The 14,332-nt window shown below is 44.6% G+C and carries 11 protein-coding genes; 10 read left to right on the top strand and 1 reads right to left on the bottom strand.

The annotated features are described in order from the left end of the window. Nucleotides 1-464 precede the first annotated feature (464 nt). The 9 genes from LZ11_RS09910 (at nucleotide 465) to LZ11_RS09870 (ending at nucleotide 11,663) form a co-directional block, all read left to right on the top strand. Entirely contained in the window at nucleotides 465-1,634 is a 1,170-nt protein-coding gene (locus LZ11_RS09910; protein ID WP_148867725.1) for an outer membrane protein assembly factor BamB family protein, read from the top strand. A 398-nt stretch (nucleotides 1,635-2,032) separates the two neighbouring features. Beyond that, nucleotides 2,033-3,322: a magnesium chelatase ATPase subunit I gene (locus tag LZ11_RS09905; RefSeq protein WP_148867724.1), complete on the top strand. Its 1,290-nt coding sequence runs from the start codon at nucleotides 2,033-2,035 to the stop codon at nucleotides 3,320-3,322. Then, entirely contained in the window at nucleotides 3,319-4,965 is a 1,647-nt protein-coding gene (locus LZ11_RS09900; protein ID WP_148867723.1) for a vWA domain-containing protein, read from the top strand. Before LZ11_RS09905 ends, LZ11_RS09900 begins: the two co-directional genes overlap by 4 nt. 71 nt (nucleotides 4,966-5,036) lie before the next feature. After that, on the top strand, nucleotides 5,037-7,601 hold the full coding sequence (recJ, locus tag LZ11_RS09895) for a single-stranded-DNA-specific exonuclease RecJ (RefSeq protein ID WP_170240356.1): 2,565 nt from the start codon (nucleotides 5,037-5,039) through the stop codon (nucleotides 7,599-7,601). Further along, nucleotides 7,601-8,113: an adenine phosphoribosyltransferase gene (locus LZ11_RS09890; RefSeq protein ID WP_148867721.1), complete on the top strand. Its 513-nt coding sequence runs from the start codon at nucleotides 7,601-7,603 to the stop codon at nucleotides 8,111-8,113. Before recJ ends, LZ11_RS09890 begins: the two co-directional genes overlap by 1 nt. A 24-nt stretch (nucleotides 8,114-8,137) precedes the next feature. After that, nucleotides 8,138-10,303, top strand: coding sequence for a RelA/SpoT family protein (locus LZ11_RS09885; protein WP_187695073.1), 2,166 nt, complete (start codon nucleotides 8,138-8,140; stop codon nucleotides 10,301-10,303). A 10-nt stretch (nucleotides 10,304-10,313) separates the two neighbouring features. Then, complete coding sequence (dtd, locus tag LZ11_RS09880) at nucleotides 10,314-10,763, top strand: D-aminoacyl-tRNA deacylase (protein ID WP_148867720.1); 450 nt, start codon at nucleotides 10,314-10,316, stop codon at nucleotides 10,761-10,763. A gap of 11 nt (nucleotides 10,764-10,774) precedes the next feature. Further along, complete coding sequence (locus tag LZ11_RS09875) at nucleotides 10,775-11,395, top strand: MBL fold metallo-hydrolase (RefSeq protein WP_148867719.1); 621 nt, start codon at nucleotides 10,775-10,777, stop codon at nucleotides 11,393-11,395. Between the two features lie 52 nt (nucleotides 11,396-11,447). Further along, entirely contained in the window at nucleotides 11,448-11,663 is a 216-nt protein-coding gene (locus tag LZ11_RS09870) for a hypothetical protein (protein ID WP_148867718.1), read from the top strand. Between the two features lie 15 nt (nucleotides 11,664-11,678). On the opposite strand, the gene LZ11_RS09865 is transcribed toward LZ11_RS09870, so the two are convergent. Next, the gene (locus LZ11_RS09865) at nucleotides 11,679-12,851 is read right to left on the bottom strand and encodes a trypsin-like peptidase domain-containing protein (RefSeq protein WP_148867717.1); all 1,173 of its coding nucleotides are present in this window, start codon (nucleotides 12,849-12,851) and stop codon (nucleotides 11,679-11,681) included. A 207-nt stretch (nucleotides 12,852-13,058) separates the two neighbouring features. Here LZ11_RS09865 and hisS point away from each other — a divergent pair, with 207 nt between their 5' ends. Continuing rightward, a complete protein-coding gene (hisS, locus tag LZ11_RS09860; RefSeq protein WP_148867716.1) occupies nucleotides 13,059-14,330 on the top strand; it encodes a histidine--tRNA ligase in 1,272 nt (423 codons plus the stop codon). The last annotated feature ends 2 nt before the right edge of the window (nucleotides 14,331-14,332 follow it).

The raw sequence follows: 14,332 nt of genomic DNA, 5'->3' as shown, positions 1-14,332 counted from the left end.
TCTTGATAGATATACTTGCGTATAGTTTTTCGGTCTTTTTGGAACTCCCGGGCTATCTCGCTGATATTTTGCCCTTTCATAAAGAACGCTTTTCTGATATTATCAATATGGGTCATTGTGAGCATCCTCCAATCCTCCCTTGCAGTTAAGATTTCCCTAACTACAAGGGTAAAGGTTTTTAGGGGTGCCTGCAATGACCTTTGCAAATTTGGGGATTTTTGAGTTGCAAAAGTGGGGATTTTATTTTGCAACTCTGTCCATTTTAATTATGCAATAAACATATTGGCTGTAATTTACACCAGCCTTTCTCTATTGAACACGTTGCAGGAAATGGATCCAAAACATCAGTAGCGGCAGAAAATAAGAATAAAAATTTCCTGCGATGGTTTTATCCGAAAGACTTAAATAATATAAAGCATCCTCCTTCTAATCTAATTGATATTGCTTTGAGTAATGACGGAAAAATGATTTACACTAATTATTTTACGGGCATACTATCTGCGATAGATACTAGCAGCGGGACCGAATTATGGAGTTGTGAATTGCCTGATGGCTCCGATATTGTTCAAATAGGGGTCCATCCACATAATAATGATATTTATTTAATGGATCTTGCAAATTTTCGAGTGTTGGTTCTGTCTCCCGAAGGGAAGCTGAAACATAAGATTTGCTTTGGCATAGGTGATGAAGCTATTGGGATGGTACCTCCCTTTATTTTTTCAAAAAAGGGGCTTTGCTATTTCGGAGCACCCGACGGAAAAGTATACTGTGTAGATGATAAGGGGAAAATTTTATGGACTTCAACAATAGGAGAATCGGAGCCATCATCTAAAATCTCTCCGGTGAGCGATCTTGCAATTACAAAAGACGAGAGCACGATAGTAGCTGCATCTTTTATTGGTCCGATCAACCCCGTTTACGGAATTGATTCAGATTCGGGGAAGATAAAATGGCAATATAATCACAGCAAATATACAAGTATAAATTACATAGCTGTGGACGATGCAGGTAACGTACTTTTAGCTGCTAATAATCCTGATGAAATGAATAGATGGAATTCTTACCATCCCGATGTGCTGGAACCCCCTCTGGAAGAAATAAACTCAACTGTGGGCGGTGCAATTATTTTGCTAGATGCGAACGGCAATGAGAAAAAAATTATTGAGATACCCAAAGAATTCGGTTTAATCCATGTTACAGGCGATCCATACAGAAATCGTATATACGCTACCGGTTATACTTGTTATATTGGTAAACACGCTAGACTGTCGGCTGTATGGGCTCTTTTTGCAGTCGATTATGACGGCAACATATTGTGGGATACTTTAAAATATCCAATATTTTTGGCGGGCTACACAAACAATGAATTTATAGAAGTCGATGACTTTTATATTTATCTGGGAAGCTATGGGGATGTAAAAAAGATTGATATTGACGGCAATCTGATTGCTGAATATAGAATCTTGCCGGAGAAAAAATCAATTATTTCAGATCTTAATTTACATGGCTCTACTTCAATAATGGTTGTTGACGAAAATGAAAGGTCGCTTTATGTACTCTGCGAAGAAGAAAAACACCATGAAAAATACGGATCAATAGGAAGAATATATAAACTTAAACCTGAACCAGATTAAGGTATTTTTTATCATTTTGCCCAATAACCATATATCGCGTTAAACCCCGGCCATCGTTATTTGCTCGTTCTCAAGAAAGACATCTCGGATATTTACTGCGGTACAGGTGAATCCTGGCAATTCCAGTTACTAAATGGCAAAGCCCAAATGCAAATGGCTTATGAGGGAAAACAACTTGAAAAGTTCATGGACTTTACTGAAGAAGAACTATTGTGTTCAGCACAAGGCTCGGAGCGCGATAACCTATATCGCGCTCTCAGCTTGTAGACAAAAACCGCTTTTAGGTTGTGCGTCCTAAAAGCGGTTTTTGTCTACAAGCTGGAGGGTTTAAAAAACCCTCTTTTTTTTAATTAAAAAGTTTTTTTGGTGGGAAAATATTGTCGTAAGGAGGGATTCGGGTGAAAAGGTACTCGCAGTTAATAAGGCACGAAGGAAACAGCGGGCTTTTCGACATTATAGATATGGCCATCCTTGCGACCCTTTCCGGTATTCCAATTCATATTCATGCCGAGGGTTTGAGGGGTACGGGGAAAACTACCATAATAAGAGCCTCCCGCAATATTTTCCCAAAAATCGAACGCATAAAAGGATGTGATTTTAACTGTGATCCGAAAAAGCCTCACTGTCCGCTGCACCGCGATCTTTCCCCTGAAGAAATAGAAGAGCTTGGCGTGGAGCAGATTGACATGCCCTTTCTTGAAATATCACATTCTGCCAAAAAGGGAACCGTGGTAGGGAGTATTGACCTGGAAAAATTATCGTCCAGAGAAAACCCTCAAGCTGCGCTGCTCCTTGGTACAATACCCAGGGCTCACCGCGGCGTTATTTTTGTCGATGAGATAAACCGCCTGGCGGATACCGCCCCGGATATTGTGGATATCCTGCTGGATGTCATGGGGACCAAACCTGGGAGGATACAGATAGAAGAGGTAGGGCTGCCGGTTGTGGAATTGCCCGTGCAGGTCAGCGTATGGGCTGCATCCAACCCGGACGAAGAACCGGGGCCCCTGGAAGATATCCGCCGGCAGCTTTCCGACAGATTCGATTTTGTTGTTAATGTGGAAAGGCCGAAAGACGTCGGTATAGTCCGCAGAATTCTGGAAGGCTACGACCAGAAAGAAGATATAGCTTTAGAAATGAAAAAAGTAACAGGGTTTCTCGAAGCCCAAAAAAGACTTAACGAATCCCAGGTTTCCGATGATTTAAAAACCACACTGGCATCGTTATACGTTAATTTTGGACTGGAGAGCATAAGGGGTATAGAATCAATCCTTCTCGGAGCCCGGCTCAGAGGAGCGCTTCTGGGTAAAAGCCCCGATATAAAAGATGTGGTGTATCTTGCCCGGTACGCTCTTAAACACAGGACTGACGGGAAAAACCTGACTGAAATATTGAAAAACCTCGAAAATCTCAATTCAAGAGCCCCTGAACCCTTTCAAAAAACATTGAACGAACTTTCCGGCAAGAAGACCCAGTCGAGAGACCCGCAGGTAAAAGCCAGCGACGGCAAAGACAAGTTGAACGCCCTACAGAAGATATTTTCGTTGTTTTCCAGAGCCATTGGCGGAAAAACTTTGACTTCAGTCGACCCAAAAAATGTGGACATCAAAGCGCCACCCCATAAGGCGGTGCCAATAAAACAGCTGGATGTTAAAGAATGCGTCAAAACGGAGGATGAGCTCTGGTGAATTCGCCCGTTGAAAAAATGAAAATGGAATTTGCCAAAGAAAGGGGAGTCAGAATCGGTGAGGCGGCTGTAGTCAGCAGAAAAGTCCACGTTATTTCCCCGGACCGCCCCCAGGTGGTGCGCATAATAACCAATTCTGATGCCGGGAAGGTTTTCTACAACAGATTCAATGAGGGTGAAATTTTACACGTGGACTTATTTCACGAAATCAGAGCCGTAGACGTAAAACTTCTCGCCGGAGACCTTATTAAGGCTCTTTCGAGAAATTCCATGGAGTTTATGGCCGACCGTATAGATATTCAAACGGGCAGCGGGGGAGGCAGGCTTTCCGGGAGCCTGAATTACGGTAAAACCGAGAGCCTTTTGAAGGACCATTTGAATCACGTGCACCTTTCAATTTTGCTTAACGACAACGACCTGGATTTGCTCCTCTTCTTGATAGAGAACCTGGAGGAATCGCTGACCGGGCAGGGAGTGGAACTCAGGAGAATTGAAAGAATTATAAACGAGGTTGGTAATACTCCCATGGATATGTCCCCTTATGCTACGGACTCGGATTCGTATTTAAAGCAGAGCAACTATAGTGGAAATATGTTTCGCAGCAGGGAATATCAGCAGGCACTTGAGATAAGCGAGTATTTGGGCAGTGTGAGGGAATTGGAAGAGGTGCTCGAGTTTTTCAATTCCAGAAAAGGCAGAGATCTTTACGAACTGAAAAAAAAGTATGGAGATTTGGAGCAGATCATCGAACGCCTCGAAAAGGGCAATCTTCTGTATAGGACTTCGGGAAGTTATGCACTGACGCCTGAAGGAAAAGAAATGGTCGATTTTATCAGGGCAAACCGGAAAGAACTGGAAGCAGCGCTGAAAAAGATCATAAAGAAACTGCCCGAAAAAAGGGATAGATTGATTACATCTATCAATTCGGGAAAGAAAAATGTCAGGAATACTACGGGAAGGGTTATCCAGACACCTTATACGAAAACCGACTGGCTTGAAGAAATCGAAGTTGCGGAAACAGTAAAGAAAGCCTTGGTCAGGTGTCACTTTGGTGGAGAAAAATTCTCGATTCAGCGCGAAGACCTCGTGACTGTAAAAAGATGCCCGGAAAAAGGACAGGACATATGCCTGATAATTGACGCCAGTGCAAGTATGGCCGGAGAACGGTTGAGAAGTGCAAAATTTCTAGCAAAACACATTGTATTAAAATCCCACAGGAGGGTTAGCGTTCTAGCGTTTCAGGAAAGGAATGTCAGGATTCACGTGCCCTTTACAAAAAATTTTAATGCCATTGATACCGGTGTGAGCAGCATAATATCTTCCGGGCTTACACCGCTGGCTCTCGCTCTGGATCAAGGCCTTTCCTACATGTGCTCTAAGCATCTGAAGAATCCGCTGATCATGTTGATTACCGACGGCATCCCCACAGTCCCAATGTGGAGTACAGATCCAGTAAAGGATGCTATCGTTGCAGCTCAGAAAATAGGGAAGAAAAAAATAGACTTTTGCTGTATCGGACTGCAACCAAACAGGGACTGCCTTACGAAAATCGCTCAGGCTGCCGGAGGCAAACTTTTTGTCGTGGATGAACTAAACCGCGATGTTTTGGTGAACGTTATAAATCAGAGCGGGCAACTGATCTAGTAAAAAATTCGTTGATATAAAATCGCCGTTGGTTTATAATTATATGTGTTTTCAAGGATGGGGGTGCCTTTGTGATAGACGGAAACTATATCTGGGAATTCGACCCGCCGGTAATTCCATCCTTTAACGCCGAAAATCTCCATCCCGTGATTTTAAAGCTTTTAAAAAGCAGGGGAATAGATAGAAAAGAAGATGTAGAGCGATTCTTAAGAGCATCGCTGGAAGACATGTACAACCCGATGCTGCTTAAGGATATGGACAAAGCTGTGCAAAGGGTAAAAAAGGGTCTAGCAGCAGGAGAAAAAATTACAGTGTACGGAGACTATGATGTGGATGGAATTACCGGTTGCTGCCTGATGGTAAGGGCGCTGAGGGAAATGGGAGGTAATATAGATTTTTATATTCCGTCGCGCCTGGATGAAGGGTACGGTCTGAACAGAGAGGCATTAGATAAAATCGCAAGGGAAGGCACTACTCTGATAATAACAGTTGATAACGGGATAGCGTCGCATGACGAGGTTAGATATGCCAAAGAACTGGGCGTTGACGTCATAATTACGGACCACCACGAACCTCATGAGGTCGTTCCCGATGCCGCAGCCGTGATCAACCCGAAGCAGAGGGATTGCCCTTACCCATTTAAAAACCTGGCGGGTGTAGGAGTTGCCTTCAAATTTATTCAAGCTCTTGTGGGTTCCAGCGAAGAAATAATTGTAAAATACCTGGATCTGGCAGCCCTCGGTACCATCGCCGATATGGTTCCCCTGGTGGACGAAAATCGGATAATAGCGAAGCACGGCCTAAAAGCCCTAAAGAATACCGATAAACCGGGATTATTGGCTCTATTATCGCAGTCAAGACTCAACGATGTGGAACTGGATGCAGAAAAAATAAGTTACATACTGGCGCCAAGGTTAAACGCAGCCGGGCGGTTATCCGATTCTGCGGTTGCGGTTCAGCTTCTGCTCACCGATGACGATGGGGAAGCCGGAGAACTGGCAGTGACCCTAGAAAACCTGAATCGTGAAAGGCAAACTCTTGAAACAAAAATTTACAATGAGGTCAGGGAATACATAGTTAAAAGTATCGACCCTGAAAACGATAGGGTTATAGTGGCGTCGAGTCCCCGGTGGCACCCGGGAGTTATAGGAATTGTAGCTTCAAAGCTAGCCCAATTTTACTGCAAGCCGTGTATATTGATAGCAGAAGAAGGCGAAGAGGGAAAGGGTTCAGCAAGGAGTATACCGGGGTTTAACATATTTGAAGCTTTAAACAGGCTGTCGCATATGCTCGATAAATTCGGAGGTCACGAACAGGCCGCGGGATTTACCATAAGAGTGAAAGAGATAGGAGCACTTCGATCGAAGATAAATGAACTGGCCGGAAAGGTATCGCGAGAAAACTGGGATGCCAGACTAAAGATAGACCTGGAGGTAAAGCCCGATGATATAAATATGGAGCTGGCCGAACAGCTTAAAATCCTGGAACCTTTTGGATTCGGCAATCCGAAACCGCTGTTTGTATGTAAAAACCTGTCGGTGGAACGGATCAGAGCAGTAGGGGAAGGGGAAAAACATTTAAAGTTATTCCTGAAAAAAAGGAAAAAGGAGTTCAGCGCCATAGGTTTTAATCTCGGGGCCTATAAAGATGAACTAGAAATGGCTCCTTTTATCGATGCAGCCTTCTACCTGGAGCTCAACGAATGGGAAGGAATTAGAGAACCTCAGCTCAATCTGAAGGATATTAAAGTGCCCTATCTCAGGGACGAACTTATGATAAAGCTGGAAGAAGAGTATTTTAAAAGATTTTTCAGTAAGAGCGCAATGCTTGCTGGATATTTATGTTCACCTGCGGATAAGGTGAGCAGTCAAAAAGACAATGCCGGGATGCTAAAATTGGTGAAGACCAAAAATAAGCGCCAGTACGTCAAGGATTTATTTGAATCGAACGAAAGAGCTATGGTTAAGGTTAACACCCCTTATCAGGCTTGGCGTTTACTGGCTTACCTGAGGAGGTTCGAACACATAAAGTCGAACCTGGGCGTTTTTTTTAATTGCGATAAAACTGATATAAAAAATAAGAAGAATATCGTTTTGATAAATCCCCATGCAGATTCTCACCGGCAGGTATCGGACTTTGTTGATGAGATAGTTTTTTACGATCCGCCTTTCAGTATTGAGCTGATGGAGGCTCATGTTTTTAATGCGCCTTCACTCAAAGCGCATTTGATTTTCAACCGTGACGATTTGAGGTATAATTATATGGTGTGCGAGAAACTGCTGCCGCGCAAGGAACTTTTTACAGCGGTTTTCGAATTCCTGTACAGGACGCTGTGTAAAGAGCCGGCCGGATTCAGCCTGAAGGATATAAGCAAATTTCTGGGTAAGCGAGACTTTCGGAAGGCGAATTATATAGGTATAATTAATGTGCTGAACATTTTTGAGGAGATGGGGATATTAAAATATACCGTGGAAGGCGACATGGTACAAATAATACAATTTAACAGGAACGTTAGGGATTTGGATCACCGGCTTTCACCGACCTACCAAATGCTTTTAAATCTGCGGGCCAAAGTAATAGAATTTTATAATAATTTTTATAAAATACAAGAATTATTCAAACAGGAGGAGATTTAATGGATCTGAAGGAGAAAATCCGCATAATAATGGACTTCCCCAAAAAGGGAATAAGCTTTAAAGACATAACCACGCTTCTAAAGGACGGAGAAGCTTATAGGACTGCAATAAAAAGCTTGGCGGACCTGGTACGGGATAAGGATTTCGACCTGGTGGCCGGCCCTGAAGCCAGGGGATTTATAATCGGAGCGCCTCTGGCGTATGAGCTCGGAAAAGGGTTTGTCCCTGCAAGAAAGAGGGGAAAGCTGCCCGGGGAAACGATAAAAGCCGAATACAAACTGGAATACGGAACTGATGTGCTGGAGATGCATAAGGACGCCATTGAGAAGGGACAAAAGGTACTAGTCGTGGACGATCTTTTAGCTACCGGAGGCACAATATTCTCTACAATCGAATTGGTGGAGAAGCTGGGCGGAATTGTTACCGCTGTAGCTTTTTTGATTGAATTGACCGAATTAAAGGGACGGGAATGTCTGTCTAATTACGAAGTGGTTTCGCTCATCAAATACTAGGCATGAAAAAAGGGGTGGATCCGTTTGGCAACATACGACTCCCTGGAAAAACGCATAAAGTCGTATAACCCCTCGGCAGACCTGGAGCTGGTCAGAAGAGCATACGAATTTGCGAAAAATGCCCATGACGGCCAGCACAGAGTTTCAGGAGAACTTTTTATTTTCCACCCCTTAGAAGTCGCCATGATCCTTGCCGATCTCGAGCTGGATACCATCACAATCGCCGCCAGCCTCCTTCACGATGTGGTCGAGGATACTAATTATTCTCTTGAGGATATAGCAAAAAGCTTCGGTTCAGAAATAGCCTTACTGGTAGACGGTGTAACAAAGTTGAGCAAGCTGGAATATAAAACAAAAGAAGAACAACAGGCGGAAAACCTTCGAAAAATGTTCCTGGCCATGGCCAAAGATATACGGGTCATCCTCATTAAACTGGCTGACAGGCTGCACAATATGAGGACTTTAAAGTATTTGCCCGAGGAAAAACAGAAGGAGATAGCCGTAGAAACCCTTGAGATCTTTGCACCCCTTGCTCACCGTCTGGGTATTTCCAAAATAAAATGGGAACTGGAAGACCTGGCTTTTAGATACCTGGAACCCAATCATTATTACGAGCTGGTGGACAAAGTCGCCAAAAAAAGAAGAGAAAGGGAAGAACATATAAACAACATGATCGCCCTTTTAAGGGAGCGCCTGACAGCCGCAGGTATAAAAGCCGAAATCCAGGGGAGACCGAAACATTTTTACAGTATATATAAAAAGATGAAGGAACAGAACAAATCCTTTGAGCAGATTTTTGACTTGACGGCCGTAAGAGTTATTGTGGATACCGTTAGAGATTGCTATGCTGCACTCGGAGTCGTGCACACCCTCTGGAAACCTATACCCGGCAGGTTTAAAGATTATATAGCAATGCCAAAGCCCAATATGTACCAGTCCCTCCATACGACAGTCATTGATTCCTCAGGAGAACCCCTGGAGATACAGATAAGGACCTACGAGATGCATAAGACGGCCGAATACGGTATTGCAGCTCACTGGCGATATAAAGAGGGGAACAAAGAGGATGATTTTGACAAAAAATTATCATGGCTCAGGGAAATCCTAGACTGGCAGAGGGACCTACGCGACGCTAGGGAATTCATGGAATCCTTGAAAATAGATTTATTTGCAGATGAAGTATACGTTTTTACCCCCAAGGGCGATGTTATAAATTTGCCTGCAGGATCGTGCCCCATAGACTTTGCCTACAGAATACACACCGATATAGGCAACCGGTGTGTGGGGGCCAAAGTGAACGGTAAAATGGTTCCCCTGGACTATAAGCTGGTGAACGGAGATATTGTTGAAATAATTACGTCATCGCACAGCAACGGACCCAGCAGGGACTGGCTTCAATTCGTCAAATCAACCCAGGCAAAGAATAAGATAAGGCAGTGGTTTAAAAAGGAACGCCGCGAAGAAAATATAGCTCGCGGCAAGGAAATGCTGGAAAAAGAGGCAAAAAGACAGGGGTACGATATCTACCAGCTTATAAAACAGGATTTTATGGATAACCTGTTAAGGCGACTAAGTTTCCAGAGTATGGATGACCTTTACGCTTCGATAGGCTACGGAGGTATTACGGTAGGACAGGTTTTCCAAAAAATCCTGGAGGAATATAAAAAGAACGTTAAACCGGATAAACCCGTTCTGGAAGCGGTTAGAATCGATTCCAGAGCAAAGCCGAAAAAAGGGGTCAATGAAGGTATTAAAGTAGATGGGGTAGACAACCTGCTGGTTAAATTCTCTAGGTGCTGCAATCCTGTGCCCGGAGATAAGATTGTGGGATATATCACCAGGGGACGGGGTGTTTCGATTCACAGGCAGGACTGCCCCAATGTGCTGAACAACATGTATGACAGGGAACGCCTTATAGAGGTCAAGTGGGATGGTTTTAAAGAAACATCGTATCCGGTAGAAATTGAGGCTTCCGCTTACGATAGGCCGGGAGTGCTTTCGGATGTATTGAATACCTTAGGTGATATGAAGACCACTATAGATTCGGTTAATGCCAGATCTTCCAAAAACGGCATAGCAGTAATAGATCTAGTACTGGAAATTACCGATAAGCAGCATCTGGAAAATATTATGCAAAAATTGAAAAAGATCAACGGTATTTTTGAAGTAAAAAGAGTGATGAATCAATAGGAGGTAGGATATGCGGGCTGTTGTTCAACGGGTTAAGAAAGCTTCCGTCACCGTTGATGGTGAAGTCATCAGCGAGATAGGACCCGGGCTTATGGTCCTGGTAGGAGTGGGTCATGACGACACTCCGGAGGATGCGGAATATCTCGCTGATAAAGTAACTTCACTCAGGGTGTTCGAAGACGGGGAAGGGAAAATGAATCTTTCGGTCGCCGATATCGGAGGAGAAATTCTTGTAGTATCCCAGTTTACGCTGATGGGCGACGTTAGAAAGGGGCGAAGGCCGAGCTTTTCGCTGGCGGCTCCCCAGGATAAAGCCCACGAATTATACGATATGTTCGTGGAATTTTGCAGGCGAAAAATATTTAATGTCAAAACCGGGCAGTTCCAAGCTCATATGCTGGTAACCATTTTAAACGACGGGCCTGTAACCATATTGCTCGATTCGAAAAAAATGTTTTAAGGAGGAGGGCGATGTTTTTAAAACGCTTACAGGTAGGACCACTTGCTTCCAACTGCTATATATTGGGTGATGAGCATAGCAAAAAGGCAGCAATAATTGACCCCGGTGGGGATCCGGAAATTATCCTGGAAGCAGTCAATAAAGAGGGTTTTATGGTTGAGTTCCTAATTCTCACCCACGGGCATTTCGACCATATAGGGGCGGTCAGGGAAGTCAAAAAATCCACCGGGGCGAGGATAGCCATCCACGAAAAAGACGCGAAAATGCTTCTTTCCGCTGAAGAAAACCTGTCGAGCTATATGGGATGTGGCTTCACCCAGCCAGCCGCCGAGGTGGAGTTGAAAGGAGATGAACAGCTCCGGGTGGGTGATATAATGCTGGAGATAATATGGACCCCAGGACACACTCCGGGAAGTATATGTATAAAGACGGAGGATGTGCTTTTTACCGGCGATACTCTTTTAGCAGGTTCTGTAGGTAGAACCGATTTTCCGGGAGGATCTTACCGCGAATTGTTAAACTCTATTAAGACAAAACTTTTGACGTTCGACGACGATGTGCGAGTTCTGCCGGGCCACGGTCCGGAATCGACCATCGGTAGCGAGAAGGCAACCAACCCGTTTTTGCGCTAAATATTTTAAAAGATTGCGGGGCATAATAGACCTGGGGATTGGAGGGATTCGCATGAAAAAGAAAAGTAAGACCCCCAGGATACTATTGCGGCCCGAAGAAAGCCTGACGGATTATCTGGAACTGTTTGAGGAGGGTGTTCGCGACGAGGATATCGCCAGAGATATGAACGTGGATGTAGAAACGGTCAGGAGCATCAGAGGCGAGCTTGATACTGAAAATACAAGCCCGAAGTCGATATTTTTTAAAAAAACTCGAGGGAAAAACTGATCCCTCGAGTTTTTATCAGCTGGGCTTTTTGCCCACCTTTACCGGAACATAAAGTGTTCTGCCGTTCCTGTAAATCACCAGGACTATTCTTTCGTCTACTTTGGTCTTACTTATTATCTCCGAGACGTCGCTGGATTTTTTAATGGGTTTATCGTTGACCTTTAGGATTATATCGCCTTGCTGAAGACCGGCTTTTTCCGCGGGGCTACCCGGAAGAACGTAGCTTATCAGGGCTCCATCGGTGCTTTTAAGCTGAAAATAGTCAGCCAGGTCTTTTGTAATATCCTGCAGGTAGACGCCTATATAGGGTCTGGTGACTCCCCCGCTCTTGATAAGTTCGTCCAGGACTTCTTTAGCGGTATTGATGGGGATGGCAAAGCCAATACCCTGGGCTTCCGCGTTAACGGCGGTATTTATGCCGATAACTTCACCGTTCAAAGATATCAAGGGCCCGCCGCTGTTCCCGGGATTGATGGCTGCATCGGTCTGAATAAGATCCTTAAACACCCTAGTTTTACCCGTGGACCTGTCTGTTATGGCCAGAGGCCTCCCTTTTGCACTTATTACCCCCACGGTTACCGTGTGATCGAGGCGGTAGGGGTTACCGATGGCAATCACCCAGTCTCCGACCCGCATCTTGTCCGAGTCACCCAGGGTAAGGGAGGGCAGTTTACTATCGGAATTTATCTTTAAGACCGCCAGGTCCAGCTCAAAATCCTTGCCAACGACGGTGGCTTTAAAGGGTTTAGCAAACCCCTTTACAGTAACGTTTACTTCGCTGGCACCTTCTATTACATGGTCGTTAGTTAGGATGTACCCGTCGGGGCTGATGATGAAACCCGACCCGATACCTCTGCTCACCCTGTCCGGAATGCGAAAGTCGTCGCCGAAAAATTCCTTGAAGAAGGGGTCATCGAAAAAAGGATTGGGTGCAGTCCTGTTTTCTACGGTGGTCTCAATGAAAACTACAGCGTTGCTCACCCTGTCTACAATGTCTGGAATGTCTGCGGGGCCGATCTGAGCCGGTAGGGTTGAGTTTCGGGTCGTTTCGGTTCCAACGCCGGCGTTGGCGGATTTTGACGGATAAAAGAAATTGTAGGCGAATATTCCGCCGGCCACTACGGCGGCCCCTAATGTGAATCCCAGGAGTACAGCTATCAGATATTTATACCGTAAAAAGATCTTCATGCTTGTACACCTCCTCGTTGTACCTAATTTCCCTATGTCTGTACTTAATATTTTAATACAGGTTTTTTTGAAGTCTATGTTAAATCTGTTATGAAATTGTGAAAAATAGCTTGACATCAAAAATTAATTTCTCTATATTGATTTATAAAAGACTCTGTCCCGGCTTAAACGTCTTAATTCGCTTAAATTGACGAAGGAGCTGATCTAATGCTTACCAAAGCACCGAGGGGAACCCGTGATTTGCTTCCTGAAGAATGTCCCAAATGGGTATTTATGGAAAAAGTCTTCAGGGAAATCTGCGGGCAGTTTGGGTACCGGGAGATAAGGACCCCGACCTTTGAACATACCGAACTATTTCAGAGAGGTATCGGGGAAGCCACGGATATAGTGGAAAAGGAGATGTACACTTTTTTAGATAAATCCGGCAGGAGCATTACGTTAAAACCCGAAGGCACCGCTCCAGTTGCCAGGACGTACATAGAGCAAAAACTTTATAATAAGCCCTTGCCGGTGAAACTTTTTTATATAACGCCCTGTTTCAGGTACGAGAGGCCTCAGGCCGGGAGACAGAGGGAGTTTCATCAATTCGGGATCGAGGCCTTTGGATCGCCTAGTCCATTAATAGATGTAGAAGTTATAACCTTAGCTGTGTTTTTTTTGAAAAGGCTGGGGCTTGATTCTCTGGAAGTGCGCATCAATTCTATCGGATGTAAAAGGTGCCGTGAAGATTATAAACAAGCCTTGAAGGATTTTCTCTTTGAGAAGAAAGGCTCATTATGCAACACCTGTAAACTCCGGCTCGATAAGAACCCTCTCCGGATCCTTGATTGCAAGGATCCCTGTTGTCAAAAACTCCTAAAAGACGCGCCGGTGATCCTGGAATATCTCTGCAATGATTGCAGAGGGCACTTTGACGAAGTAAAAAAAGGCCTGTCAGCAGTGGATGTTAAGTATTCGGTGGACCCGGGTATAGTCAGGGGATTGGACTATTACACAAAAACGGTTTTTGAGATCATTTCAGAAGACCTGGGAGCCCAGAGTACCGTTTGCGGCGGAGGGCGGTACGATCACCTGGTGGAAGAATGCGGGGGGCCTCCGACGCCGGCCGCCGGTTTCGGTATAGGTGTTGAGAGGCTGGTGATGATACTGGAGGCCAACGGTTTACTCGACATACCTCCCATACAGATGGATGTGTTCGTAGCCGTTTTGGATGAAAGCTACAGAGATTACGGGTTACAGTTGCTTTACAGGCTGAGGCGGGCGGGATTTTCTGCGGAAACGGACTATATGGGCAGAAGTCTCAAAGCCCAGATGAAATATGCCGATAAAATCCCCTCCAAGTACGCCTTTATAATCGGGGAAGACGAGGTTAAAACCGGGATAATAACTGTGAAAGATTTGGCCACCGGTGAGCAGGAAAAGGTGCCTAGCGATAAAATTGAGACATACTTAAAAAACAAAATTAGGAAGGGTTGTTAGTT

It is taken from the genome of Thermosediminibacter litoriperuensis (assembly GCF_008124715.1).
Lineage (GTDB): Bacteria > Bacillota > Thermosediminibacteria > Thermosediminibacterales > Thermosediminibacteraceae > Thermosediminibacter > Thermosediminibacter litoriperuensis.
The sequence above is the reverse complement of the archived record's forward strand: the minus strand, read 5'-3'. Positions and strand labels throughout refer to the sequence as shown.

What these genes read in the sequence shown, in the direction of transcription:
- hisS (WP_148867716.1), top strand. Translation starts at nt 13,059, where the DNA reads ATGCTTACCAAAGCACCGAGGGGAACCCGTGATTTGCTTCCTGAAGAA.
- LZ11_RS09875 (WP_148867719.1), top strand. Translation starts at nt 10,775, where the DNA reads ATGTTTTTAAAACGCTTACAGGTAGGACCACTTGCTTCCAACTGCTAT.
- dtd (WP_148867720.1), top strand. Translation starts at nt 10,314, where the DNA reads ATGCGGGCTGTTGTTCAACGGGTTAAGAAAGCTTCCGTCACCGTTGAT.
- LZ11_RS09870 (WP_148867718.1), top strand. Translation starts at nt 11,448, where the DNA reads ATGAAAAAGAAAAGTAAGACCCCCAGGATACTATTGCGGCCCGAAGAA.
- LZ11_RS09865 (WP_148867717.1), bottom strand. Translation starts at nt 12,851, where the DNA reads ATGAAGATCTTTTTACGGTATAAATATCTGATAGCTGTACTCCTGGGA.
- LZ11_RS09910 (WP_148867725.1), top strand. Translation starts at nt 465, where the DNA reads ATGATTTACACTAATTATTTTACGGGCATACTATCTGCGATAGATACT.
- LZ11_RS09890 (WP_148867721.1), top strand. Translation starts at nt 7,601, where the DNA reads ATGGATCTGAAGGAGAAAATCCGCATAATAATGGACTTCCCCAAAAAG.